Source organism: Bacteroidetes Order II. bacterium (assembly GCA_016788705.1).
GTDB lineage: Bacteria > Bacteroidota > Rhodothermia > Rhodothermales > UBA2364 > UBA2364.
The window spans coordinates 64363-77303 of the sequence record JAEUSQ010000015.1; the positions used below are offsets into that span (position 1 = coordinate 64363).

Annotated in this window: 12 protein-coding genes; 4 read left to right on the plus strand and 8 right to left on the minus strand. The window is 46.0% G+C overall.

What is annotated here, in order from left to right:
- Window positions 1-10 precede the first annotated feature (10 nt).
- Both JNN12_03080 and JNN12_03085 read left to right on the plus strand, forming a co-directional pair.
- Entirely contained in the window at window positions 11-1915 is a 1905-nt protein-coding gene (locus JNN12_03080) for a CocE/NonD family hydrolase (GenBank protein MBL7977298.1), read from the plus strand.
- Between the two features lie 28 nt (window positions 1916-1943).
- A complete protein-coding gene (locus JNN12_03085) occupies window positions 1944-2798 on the plus strand; it encodes a TatD family hydrolase (GenBank protein MBL7977299.1) in 855 nt (284 codons plus the stop codon).
- A 162-nt stretch (window positions 2799-2960) separates the two neighbouring features.
- Here JNN12_03085 and mscL read toward each other — a convergent pair whose 3' ends face one another.
- From mscL to JNN12_03125, 8 genes are all read right to left on the minus strand, one after another.
- Window positions 2961-3251 carry a large conductance mechanosensitive channel protein MscL gene (mscL, locus tag JNN12_03090; GenBank protein ID MBL7977300.1) on the minus strand — a complete coding sequence of 97 codons (291 nt, stop codon included), beginning with the start codon at window positions 3249-3251 and terminating at the stop codon, window positions 2961-2963.
- A 100-nt stretch (window positions 3252-3351) separates the two neighbouring features.
- On the minus strand, window positions 3352-3990 hold the full coding sequence (locus JNN12_03095) for a putative DNA binding domain-containing protein (protein ID MBL7977301.1): 639 nt from the start codon (window positions 3988-3990) through the stop codon (window positions 3352-3354).
- Between the two features lie 21 nt (window positions 3991-4011).
- Window positions 4012-5037 (minus strand): NAD(P)H-dependent glycerol-3-phosphate dehydrogenase, encoded by a 1026-nt coding sequence (locus tag JNN12_03100; protein MBL7977302.1) that lies wholly within the window; start codon window positions 5035-5037, stop codon window positions 4012-4014.
- A gap of 11 nt (window positions 5038-5048) precedes the next feature.
- Window positions 5049-6062: a phosphoribosylformylglycinamidine cyclo-ligase gene (locus JNN12_03105; protein ID MBL7977303.1), complete on the minus strand. Its 1014-nt coding sequence runs from the start codon at window positions 6060-6062 to the stop codon at window positions 5049-5051.
- 176 nt (window positions 6063-6238) lie between these two features.
- A complete protein-coding gene (locus tag JNN12_03110; GenBank protein ID MBL7977304.1) occupies window positions 6239-6622 on the minus strand; it encodes a T9SS type A sorting domain-containing protein in 384 nt (127 codons plus the stop codon).
- An 84-nt stretch (window positions 6623-6706) separates the two neighbouring features.
- A complete protein-coding gene (locus JNN12_03115) occupies window positions 6707-7057 on the minus strand; it encodes a cupin domain-containing protein (GenBank protein ID MBL7977305.1) in 351 nt (116 codons plus the stop codon).
- Between the two features lie 19 nt (window positions 7058-7076).
- On the minus strand, window positions 7077-7766 hold the full coding sequence (locus tag JNN12_03120) for a response regulator transcription factor (protein ID MBL7977306.1): 690 nt from the start codon (window positions 7764-7766) through the stop codon (window positions 7077-7079).
- A 92-nt stretch (window positions 7767-7858) separates the two neighbouring features.
- Window positions 7859-10570: a PAS domain S-box protein gene (locus JNN12_03125; GenBank protein ID MBL7977307.1), complete on the minus strand. Its 2712-nt coding sequence runs from the start codon at window positions 10568-10570 to the stop codon at window positions 7859-7861.
- Between the two features lie 474 nt (window positions 10571-11044).
- Between JNN12_03125 and JNN12_03130 the strand changes: the two genes are divergently transcribed.
- A complete protein-coding gene (locus JNN12_03130; GenBank protein MBL7977308.1) occupies window positions 11045-12079 on the plus strand; it encodes an ATP-grasp domain-containing protein in 1035 nt (344 codons plus the stop codon).
- 11 nt (window positions 12080-12090) lie between these two features.
- On the plus strand, window positions 12091-12840 hold the full coding sequence (locus tag JNN12_03135; GenBank protein MBL7977309.1) for a PHP domain-containing protein: 750 nt from the start codon (window positions 12091-12093) through the stop codon (window positions 12838-12840).
- The last annotated feature ends 101 nt before the right edge of the window (window positions 12841-12941 follow it).

Below are 12941 nucleotides of genomic sequence, written 5' to 3' on the forward strand. Positions count from 1 at the left end.
ACACAATCGTATGAATCCGTCACGACTTCACCTCCGTGTGCTATTCCTCATCGGACTTTTTGTCGTTGCTCCCATATTTGTAGTAGGGCAAACGATTAATGCTGCTTGGGTAAAAACGCACTACCAAAAATACGAGTACTATATTCCCATGCGCGATGGCGTAAAGTTGTTTACCATTGTCTATGTCCCCAAAGAGGCATCGGAGCACCAGACCTATCCCATGGTTCTCATGCGTACATGTTACTCAGTAGCACCGTATGGCCTAAACAACTATTCAAGCAGGCCCGGACCTTCCGAAACCATGGTTAAAGAAAAGTACATTTTTGTGAATCAGGATGTGAGAGGGCGCTACAAGTCGGAAGGCGACTGGACCAATGTCCGTCCGTTTATCCCTAACAAAAAAGGAACCGAAACCGACGAGGCTTCCGACGCCTACGACACCATCGAGTGGTTACTTAAAAACATTCCTCACAACAATGGCAAAGTGGGGCAGTATGGCACATCTTATCCCGGTTTTTATACCACAATGGGCATCTTGTCTGGCCATCCGGCTTTGGTCGCCGCAAGCCCACAGGCCCCAGTAACCGATTTTTACTTCGAGGATTTTCACCACAATGGCGCCTTAACTCAAGGCTATTTTTACACATATCCCTTGTTTGGAATCCCAACAGGCGGACCAACCGAAAAACATTGGTGGTTGCCTTCGATGGTGCAAGAAGGCCTACCGGATGATTATGCGTTTCAACTTTCGCTTGGACCTCTCAAAAACACCACCGCACGGTTTTACAAAAACAACGAATTCTGGAATCAAATCATCAACCATCCCGATTACGACGCATTTTGGCAAGCGCGGGGTGTAAAACAATATCTCCGCAACACTAAAACAGCCACCATGACAGTTGGCGGCTGGTTTGATGCCGAAGATTTATATGGGCCATTGACGGTCTATAAAACCCTTGAGCGGAACAGTCCGGGTACGTACAACACATTGGTTATGGGCCCCTTCTCGCATGGTCAATGGAATGGAGGCGGAGAAGCCCATACGATGCATGGGGACCATTATTTTGGCGACAGTTTGGCTGTTTTCTACCAAAAAAATATGGAAGCACCCTTTTTCCGGCATTTCTTGAAAGAAGCAGGAGATGGAAAAACAGGGCTTCCGGACGCTTATCTGTTTGATACAGGGCGGCACGCATGGGAGAAATTTGAACAATGGCCCCACCCCAATGCCGAGAAACTGAAGTTCTACCTTAATCATACCGGAAAGTTAGAGACAAAAGCACAAATGCCTAAAAATTTTGCAGCTTATGTCTCCGATCCACAGAAACCCGTGCCATCTCGATGCCTTGTGCCCACCATCGAGGGTCTGACCATGCACCAATATATGTCGGACGATCAACGCTGCTTTTCGACGCGCCCCGATGTTTTGACCTTCCAAACAGAGGTACTAACAGAAGACACGACTTTAGGCGGTGAAATATTGGCGCAACTGAACATTGCCACAACGGGTTCTGATGCCGATTTTGTGGTAAAACTCATAGATGTATTTCCTCCCAATGCTAAAAATCATCCACATATGCCCCATAAAAACATCCATATGGCAGGGTATCAGATGATGGTACGAAGTGAAATCATGCGGGGGCGTTATCGTAATGGATTCGACAAACCACAACCTATCCGGGCAAATACCGAAACAAAAATCCAATTCCCTTTGCAGGATGTCTTGCATACCTTCAAAAAAGGACACCGGATCATGATCCAAGTCCAAAGTACAATGTTTCCCTTGTTCGACCGAAACCCGCAAAAATATGTTCCCAACATCTATTTCGCAGACGAAAAAGACTTTATACGCGCCACACATAAAGTCTTTAATAACAGTTATATAGAAGTACAAGTTCTCAAAAACAAACCCTAACCCTGTTCAGAAGCAGAAGAAATTGTTCATGTTTATAGATACACACGCACATCTCTACCTCCCACAATTTGACCAGGACCGGGACGAGATGATCCAGCGGGCATTTGATTCCGGTGTTCACCGAGTGGTCATGCCAGCCATAGACATCAAGAGCATTGAAGCAGCCTTAGTTCTGGCAGACCAATATGATGGTTTGTATGTAATGAGTGCTATTCATCCATCGGATGTGAAAGACGCCACAGATCGGGATTTTGAACACATTGTGGCTTTTTGTGCCCATCCTAAAGTGGTAGCAGTGGGCGAAAGCGGATTGGATTATTACTGGGACCGGACATTTGATGAAAAGCAACAGGACTTTTTCCGGCGGCACATCCGTTTAGCCATAGAACAAGACCTGCCACTGGTAATTCATAATCGGGAGGCCTCCGAAGACGTGGTACGGTTACTCCGTGAAGAAAAGCGTGTACATTCAAACGGAGAACGGCTCAAGGGGATCTTTCATTGCTTTAGTGGGCCAGTTTGGGTAGCGGAGGCAGCGCTTGATCTGGGGTTTCATCTGGGCCTTGGCGGCGTTTTGACGTATAAAAAAAGTACGGTTCCGGAAGACATCGCTCGTGTACCTCTTGATCGTTTGGTTTTGGAAACAGATGCTCCCTTCCTGGCTCCTCAGCCGAGACGCGGAAAACGAAATGAGCCTTCTTTCGTACCGTGGGTGGCGGAAAAACTCGCAGAAGTGAAAGGGGTTTCGGTATCTGCTATTGCGGAGATGACCACCAGAAATGCAGAAAAGCTTTTTCGTCTCCCACCCCTTGAATCAAAAAAGTTTCAACAAGAGGCAAATTTGCTGAATGAAACAGAGAAAGGATCTGTCCATATAAAATGACCTCCAAGCGAAGTGGAAGAAGGCTCTCTTGAAAGGACTTCACAATCCGCCAAATGGATTTTTGCATGATACCATGAGGGCGCCCCTTATAAAAGCAACCTGCTCCAAAACGAAAAAAGGCTGTTCAAACACGAACAGCCTTTTGTATATCGTCAAAGTCACCTACTTGTTTCGGATTTTATTGACCCATCGCACAATCAGGAAGACCACAAAAGCAATGACGACAAAGTTAATCACAGCCTGAATGAACATGCCATACTTTAGGGTTGCACTTCCGACAGTATATTCGAGTGCAGAAAAGTCCACGCCGCCCAAGAAGATACCGACGATCGGCATGAGCAAGTCATTGACCAAACTATCCACTATCTTCTGGAATGCAGCTCCGATGATCACACCAACAGCCAAATCCATCACATTGCCTTTGGCAATAAATTCTTTAAATTCGGACATCATACTCATCTTATTTCTCCTTAGGGATTTAGTGATTAACAAAAAGTAATGACGGCAACATAAGAATTGTTGGATTTAAAGTAAAGATCAACGGTTTAATCTCTCAGGCCACAAGATAGAAATCTTCACCTTCTTGCGGTTTTAGAATCAGAATATTCGCCCGAACCAATAATACCAAGGTGTGCGCTGCCTGCTTTGGAGGAATATCTGCCAACCGTGCAAATTGAGAAACCGTGATTTTTTCGTATCGGTCTAAATAGGCCATCAATTTGCGTTCTTTTTCCCCAAACTCGAACTGGACATCACGCGGATTTTGCTCGTCCCGCATAATCCGAACCATTTCTTTACTGGCTTCAATACTTTTATCTTCCAGACGCACAAAAGCAATTTTCCGCACACCATCCGCAGAAATAAGAAAGTGTGGCTTTTTATGGCTGTTTGGAATCGAAAGCACCAAGACCTCTTTTTTGCGTGACACCGGAACCACCTCAATCTCATGCTCGACCTCTGGCGAGATATGCCGGGCCATAGCCTCCTTCAATGCAAAGAGTTCCTCTTCTGCATCTCGTACCCCGCACATTGTTCCATCATCTTCGATGCCTACCAAAATTTTGCCACCCTTTGTATTAGCCAATGCAATGATTTCTTTGGCAATCCGCTCCGGCTCTGGGATCTTCTTCTTAAACTCAATATGCAAACCCTCTCCTATTTGGATGAGGCGCTGCAACGCTTGTACAGTCATTCATTTGGGAGTAAAGGAACATCAACCCAGCCAGTCCACCTCATTTTTCGCCGCCCTACTCATCAGGTGCATCACCACTTCTTGAGGCTTTTTGCCCTCGAACAGGAGCGAATGAACCGCTTCGGTAATGGGCATTTCTACATGCAGTTTACGGGCAAGTTCCATGACCGATTGGGTAGTTCGTACGCCCTCAGCCACCATATTCATTTCGGCTTCAATTTCGGCCAATGTGTGGCCCTTCCCGATTTGCTCGCCCACATAACGATTTCGGCTATGGCGGCTCATACACGTTACCACCAAATCTCCGATTCCTGCCAAACCAGAAAACGTTTCAGGGCGGGCCCCCATTGCCAACCCCAAACGCCGGATCTCGGCCATGCCCCTGGTCAGGATAGCCGCTTTTGTATTATCTCCATACCCCACGCCATCACTGATCCCAGCAGCAATGGCCATCACATTTTTTACCGAACCAGAAATTTCAACCCCCAATAAATCCGGATTCACATAGATCCGGAGTTTTTTACTCATAAAAGTACGTTGAATCTCTTGTGCCGTTCCAAGAGACCCTGCCGCAGAGACCACGGTTGTGGGCATCCCCTGAATCACCTCTTCGGCATGACTGGGACCATATAAAACACCAATATGACTTTGAGGAACCACTGGGGCAAGCGCCGTCGTTAATATCTGCGAAGTCGTAAGTAAAGTTCCGTTTTCGATGCCCTTCGCCACCGAGACCACAACCAATCGCTTGTTTGCATAGGGTTTTAGGGCCGTTGCCAGTGTTCGGATGGACTGTGAAGGCGTGGCCATTACCCACACTTCTTTGTTCAGAGCAGCGCGTGCCAAATCATGCGTGATCACCAAATCGGAGGGCAATAGCGTCTCCCGAAGATAATCTGGATTATGGCGGGTTTGCCTCATGGTTTCGGCTGCTTCTTCGCGGCGGGCCCACAACGTGACATCGTGACCTTTCTCCACCAAACCCACTGCAAGGGCAGTTCCCCAACTGCCACTACCAAAAATGCCAATTTTCCGTGGATGCATCATTTATTTCTCCTTTAGGCAATTGCCGTATCTTGCACCACCTCTCCAATCAGAATGGGTTTCTCGCCAGCCTCATTCCACAACATCAGCGCGGCTTGGGCCTGAGAGGCCGCCACCACAGCAACCAAGCCAATACCTAGGTTAAAAGTTCGGCGCATATCGTCTTCTGGTACCTCTCCAATGGATTGTATGCAATTAAATATGGCGGGTCTGTCCCAAGCACCCCAATCAACTTGTAAGGTCATCCCTTTGGGAATGACCCGTCGGGTATTTTCGATCAATCCACCGCCCGTAATATGCGAGAATGCATGGGCGATGTCTTTCTGCGCGAGCAGTTGGATAGCAGATAGATAGGACCGATGTACATCCAAGAGAACTTCACCCACTGTACGTCCACCCAAGGCTTCGGGCGTATCTTGAATCTGGTACTTGCTAAAAAGCACTTTGCGGGCAAGGGAATAACCATTGGTATGTAAACCCGTAGAAGGCAATCCAATTAGAACATCCCCAGCCTGTACACGGCTACCATCCAGAATTTGCGCCCGATCCACCATACCGACTATCGTTCCAGCCAAATCATACTCCCCCGGCGCATATAAATCTGGCATTTCAGCCGTTTCTCCTCCAATCAATGCACACCCATTTTCACGACATGCGACAGAAAAACCGCGAATGACTTCTTCAACCACCCTTGGGTTTAGGGATCCGGTAGAAAAATAATCCATAAAAAACATCGGAACAGCCCCACAGACTGCAATATCATTCACACAATGGTTTACCAAGTCTTGCCCGACGGTATTGTGGCGATCCATCAAAAAAGCAACCTTTAGCTTGGTCCCCACCCCATCCACCGAAGAGACCAGCACGGGTTCCTGATAAGCTGTAAAATCAGGTTTAAAAAAGGCGCCAAATGCACCAATATCTGCCAGCACGCCCGGCGTAAAGGTACTCCGAACCAAGGGTTTAATGCGGCTCACCGTTTCATTTCCGGCGTCAATGTTCACGCCTGCATCGCGATAGGTAATCATAATCGGGTTAAAAGGTTAAAAAAAACAAGATACACCCAAGGAACCACCAAATGGGGGGTCTCACCTGTAAATCCATGCACGAATAAGAACATTTTATTTGCCCGGCTCGAAGAAGTCGGTACAAAAAAAGCCTTGTTCGGGGTTGGAACAAGGCTTCTCTGCAAAAAAACGCAATCTTATTTCATCAAAAGCATTTGGCGTGTCATTTTACCCGATCGGGTTTCGAGGCTGTAAAAATAAACCCCACTCGGCAATTCACCTGCATTAAATTTCACTTCATAAACGCCGGGTTCCATCGTTTCATCTTTAAGCGTAGCAATCAGCTTACCCAAAATATTATATACATTCACTTTTGCATATTGTTTGGTTTTCAACTCAAAGCGAATGACCGTAGAAGGATTAAACGGATTCGGAAAATTTTGGTACAATGCGAATGACTTGGGTTGGTCGTGGGTGATACGCAACAGATCGTCAAAGGATTTATAGGGTGTACGAGCCGCCAGTACAACCGACGAACTTACCATAAGTCCTAACAGAAAGGTAAAAATGACTTTTTTCATACGACTACCACGAAGAAGTCAAGGGGTTAGACAAACTCAACAAGTAATATAAACAAAAGTTAGGCCAAAAGCGATACGTTAATGCTACCAATCAAAACTTTTTCGGTCGTTGGTACTTTTGGGAGATGAAATCACCAAATACCGAACGTTTTTACCGGATTCATTCCGAAACTGGTGATATGTTTTAGGCGGTATTTCGAGGCCCTCGCCTGCATGTAGCACAAATTCGTCGTGTTCGATGGAAACGGTCGCCTCACCTTCTACCACATATAGATATTGTCGCGACTGATGGTGTAAGTGCCTGATTTCTGCATTTCCGGGAGGCGCAACTTCTTCTACGACGCTCAAATGGGGGTTATCCACCAGCCACCAGCCTTTGGCGTTCTCACCCCATTGGTAAGATTTTGCGTTTTCTGCACTTGTGGGTTTTTTCATACGATTCTCCGATACGAACTTAGATTGTTTTAAGCCGTTTAAGTAACATATCTTTAAAAGATGCCCCAATTGGAATAACCGATCGCCCGATCACAATAGATGAGTCTGCAATGTCCACAATCTGATCTATACGTACAATAAACGAGCGATGTACCCGAGAGAAGGCATTGGCAGGTAGTTTCTCCTCAAACCCTTTTATGGTTCCATGTACCACATAATTTTCTTTCACGGTATGGATCCGCACGTAGTCTCCCTGTGCTTCAATCCACTGGATATCCGTGAGCGCAAGCTTAACAAGCCGCCCTTCCGTTTTGATAAACACATAATCTTGTTCGGGTGACGCTTTTTCTTTTGCGGCCAGCATTCTGGACTGTGCCCGCTGGACAGCCTTTAAAAAGCGGGCATACTTCACAGGTTTCACCATATAGTCCGTTACTTCCACATCAAATGCTTCCACGGCATACTGCTCTTTTGCACTTACCAAAATAACCATAGGTCGGTGTTCCAAACTTTGGATGAATTCGAGGCCCGTCATTTCCGGCATTTCAACATCCAGAAAAATCAGATCAACCGATTGTTTTTTAAGGACATTGGCCGCCTGAATGGCCGATTCGCAGGTGGCTACCAACTCCAGATCTGAGACCTGAGAAATGTAATGCTCCATGAGCATTCGGGCCATGTCGTCGTCGTCAACTAATAAACAGCGCATAACTCGCCAGGGTTTCGGGTGAACAAGGAAACAAGATAGGATTTAACCCTGCAAACATCAAACGAATCTCAAAAAACGGCCCAAAAAACATGCTAATTCGCCAGTTTTGTCCGGTGTTGTTTTAATTCGGCGATGGCCTGATCTGTAAGGGAAACAATGAATTGCATCCGACCATCTTGTGGCGACATGGTCTTCCCTTCCGTTAAGTCCTGTTCCAACGTGTCTAATTGCTGCGCCAATGAATCTATGCCAATCATGCGGGCAGATGATTTCATTTTATGGGCAATAAATTTGACATGTGCAAAATTGCCCCGACGCCAGAACTCGGTCAGTTCATGAATCTGTTCAGGGGTTTGCATAAGGAAAAGGTCTATGACCCGCACCACAAAGGCTTTATTACCAAGGGAATGATCCAATAATTGTTGAATATTGACCGACTGAGCGGGCAGTGAGTCTCCATTGGGAGGAGTGGGTTTTACCTCAAATTCGAGTGGGATCACAGGAGAAGCCACTACCGTTGTAGGGGGTGGTGTTTTTTCTACAGCTTTTTTACCTGTTGCTGGTGCCGCTATCGGCTTGCTATCAGGCTGAAATGAAGGAGTTGTCGTCCAGCGAATGGTTTCTGGAACAGACTCAATTACGGGAACAGGGGCTTTTGGTGTACTGTTTTCCGTCGTCAGAACTGCTGGCTTCGGAGGTTGTTTGTTTGCTTGCGACTTTTGCCAATGAGAGACCAATACTTTGCGCAAATGGGCAGGCTCAAACGGTTTTAGCACAAAATCATTCATTCCTGCTTCAAAAACTTGGGCACGGTTTTCCGACAGCATAGAAGCCGTCAGGGCAATAATCGGCAATTCCGTAGAGGTTTTTTTTAGATTTTGCCGGATAAACTTGGTAGCCTCAATACCATCCATACCGGGCATCTGAATATCCATCAAGATGAGGTCGAAATGGTTTTCCCGTACTTTTTCGATGGCTACGAGACCACTTTCAGCCACATCCACTACCGCCCCCCACTTTGTCAACATCTGATGGGCCACGAATTGGTTCATATTATTGTCTTCGACCACCAAAATGCGAGCGTTGAGCAGGCTTTGGTCCACCTCTAAGCCTTCGTGGGTAGTTGAAGCAGCAACAGACTGCTCCGAAACCAAGAAGGGCAGTACAACGCGGAACACAGTCCCTTCATTTACGACACTCTTCACTTCGATATTTCCGCCTTGTTGCGACACCAATTCTTTCACAATGGCCAATCCCAACCCTGTACCGCCATATTTTCTGGTGGTATCGGTAGCTGCTTGGCTGAAACTGTCAAAAATTCGAGGCAGTTTTTCAGCGGAAATCCCAATACCCGTATCCTCCACTATAAAGACCAATGGGATTTTTCCCTCGGTAACCACATCGGCACTCACTTTCAACCTCACTTCGCCCTTTTCGGTAAATTTAATGGCATTTCCCACCAAGTTTAACAGAATTTGACGGAGGCGAACTTGGTCCCCTACTACACTTTGAGGTAGGTTTTCTTCTGGTAGAATTTGCAGCTTAAGTCCTTTGCGCTCGGCTGTAAACCGCAGCATGGCATAGAGACCCTTAAATAACTCGTCTAAGCGGAATGGTACTTCTTCAAAATCTATTTTCCCCGCATCAATCTTTGCGAAGTCGAGAATATCATTGATCAACGCGAGCAAAGATCCGGCAGAGAACTGAATGGCTTCCAGATACCGAGATTGCTGACGGGTGAGGCTTGTTTCTTCCAGAAGATGCGTCAAACCAATAACGGCATTTAAAGGCGTCCGCATTTCATGGCTCATATTGGCTAAAAACCGTTCCTTAGACCTGATAGACTGCTCCGCGATGTCGTTTGCACGTAACAGATCGGCCTCCGACCGCTTTCGTTCGGTTATATCACGCAAATAGGCCGTGAACAAACGTCGGTCATTATTCTCTATTGGGGTGATGGCCAGTTCAACCGGAAAGGGTTGTCCATTTTTATGGACGGCCTGCATCTCCATATGCCGACCTAAAACAGGCCCTTGCCCCGTTCTTAAATAATTTTGTATCCCTTTTCGGAGGATTTCGCGATGCTCTGGAATCAACAATTCCTCTGCCAGCGACTGCCCTATAATTTCGTTTTTGGTGTAGCCAAAGGTACGTTCTGCTGCTGGATTGAACTCCAAAATTCGTGAATACTCATCTATGGTAACAATCGCATCTAATGCCGATTCCAAGATCGCCGATTTTCGGGTCTCGCTTTCCCGTAGCCGATGGGTCGTTCTTTGGCGTTCTTGTAGTTCTTGTAACAACGCCTGATGGGCTAAGCAACGAGAAACAGATTCACCAAATTGTTGGGCAATCGGCTGGAGTTGATTTAGTTCGCGGGTATAAAACGGAAGTCGGCGCTTGGCATCATACAGTTTTAGAAAGCCCAAGTTTTCTAATCGAAAAACAGCAAATACTCCTTCCGGATAAACAATATCTTCGGTGATTAATTCAGAAAAGGCTTCGTGTTCGCTGGAAAGGCTCCAGAATGCGGCCTCGCGTGTCCGTAGGGCAAGTGGATGATCGTAGGCTATCACTCCTTCCGTCATGCGGATTTTAGGCTCGGCATAGAGTAGCTCATAACGACGTCCTTCCCCGGCCTGTTTTTCAACCCAAACAGAAACTAAATCTAAATTTTTGCGAGCAGCGAGTACTTCCACAAACGCTGCGCAATTGGTCTGAACATCCAAAGAAGTCCCGATAGACAGCGAAATCTCATACAACGTCGCTATATCATGTGCTATGTCGAAGCCTGAAAATTGCATAACCGCGCTACCGTGTTCCGAGGTGAAGGTATTTGAACCAATTAATCTACCACATATTCCTAATGGGTGCAAACATGATGCCTTATTTCCATTCACACAATTTTTTTGACGATTTTCTATTCCGCAACTTATCTTGCACTCGTCATATTTAGGTTGACCTCTACCTTTTATCTCATATTGAGACAATGCTTCTGCAAAAATTCTTTCGTAGAAAAAACGCGCTTCAAAGCCACAATTTCGACTTTCATCATTAATTTGCGATAAAAGGTAATTCACACTGTCATTTTTTGGTATGGTAGTTGATATATTGAATGATATAGCTGTGTCCTGCAATCCGGTCTGTTTTGCATATACGCTCTATCATTCCGCCAAAGACCTTACCAATACATAGTTTAAAAATACATTAATACGCTTTATATAATAGCTTATCTGATAAGACTTGCTATTGTATAAGGGTGATGATACAGGCGTTTTATGAACCAAGCAGTTAATATACTGATTACAGGTGCAGGAGGGGCTGCGGCAGTATCCGTATTTAAAGCCCTTAATTTGCCTAACATCACTTGTTTTATGGCTGATATAGACCCCTATGCTGCGGGCCTATATTTGGTTTCGCCGGAGCGCAGGATATTGTTACCACGTGGTGACCACAAGGCTTTTATACCAACCTTGCTCCATGCCTGCCAAAGCAATGGGATAGATGTGTTAATCCCTACTGTTGAGGTTGAATTTTTGTCAATATCTAAATACCGCAACTTGTTTGAGTTTGATGGAACCCAGTTGATGCTGGCTCCTCAAGAAACACTGGACCTGTGTCTGGATAAGTGGACACTTTTACAGGCCGCCCAAGAAGTCATTCCGATCCCACGCACGGCCCTGCTAACCAACACCTTAGACACCACCGACTGGATGCTCCCTGTGATTGCAAAACCCCGAAAAGGGAGCGGTTCAAATGGAATCCACCTGATTAAATCGTGGGATTCACTGGCACTCGTTCCAAAAGATGAGTCTTATATTATTCAGGCATATTTACCTGGCCCCGAATTTTCGGTAGATGTCTTTGCTACCGCCAAAGGCAAAGTGATGGCAGCAGTTCCCCGCGAGCGGTTAAAGATTGATTCTGGGATTGCCGTTGCGGCGAGGATTCGTAGAGATCCCACCTTAGAAAAGTGGGCCATGAAGCTTGCAGAACGCCTCAAGTTGACATTCTGTGCCAATGTCCAGTTCAAGTTAGACCATGACGGAACCCCACGTTTGCTCGAAATAAATGCACGTTTCCCCGGAACCATGCCCCTAACCGTAGCTGCAGGTATAAACATGCCTTTATTATGCCTTCAATCACTTTACGGTGAAACCATCCATGCAGATCAATGTAAATATGAAGAAATTTCCGTCATGCGCTATTTGCAAGAAACCATTGTACCCTCTGGTGAAGTGGAAGCATTAGAAAAGGAAAAGGCCTACATGACCCACCCAGACCGCTATAAATCCGCCTTAAATTCCGCCTAACCCTTATTCCTATGTCTGCAAAAAAATTAAACTTAAGGGAAGACCTCCATATTCACTCCACCTTTTCGGACGGAGCGGATAGTATAGAAAACAACATCCGAATGGCAATCAGTCGCGGGTTAACGCATATTTGCTGCGTAGATCATGTGCGACGAGATACCAATTGGGTCCCGAATTATGTGGATCAGATCCATCAATTCAGACGCAAATACGGGGATCAGATCAAAATCAGCATTGGCATTGAGGCCAAGTTTATCAATGCCGCCGGAGATTTGGACTTACCAGATAACATAGAAGGGGTTGAATACATATTTGCTGCCGACCACCAGTTCCCCTACGGCATTGACATTTATAATCCCCGTCAAATAAAGGAATTATTGGATGAAGGTTTGGTACAACAGGAAGTTCTTTTCCGCCACTTGATTCGTGCGACCATTGGCGCAATGTGGAAATATTCTGAACAGGCAACGGTTGTGATTGCCCATTTATTCAGTATTTTGCCTAAAGTCGGTCTTTTGGAGCAAGACATCCATATAGAATTGAAAGCGGCTTTGGCGCGTGCAGCCATAGAAACCGGATCTCAGATCGAAATTTCGGAGCGTTGGCAATGCCCACAATTGGAATCCGCTCACTTCTTATGGGAAATGGGTGTTGAAATGCCTGTCAGTACCGATAGCCATAAAAAAGAAACCATTGGGGAATATCAGTTTGTCCGGACCATTGCCACACAACTACCTTTACTTTCCATCGAAATAGACTAAATCCAATGGAGTTAAAGATGGGAAGTAGCGTGCATGTGCCAGTCGGAAAGCTTGTAAATCCTCGCATCCCAACAATATACCTTGGAATTCATACTTATCAC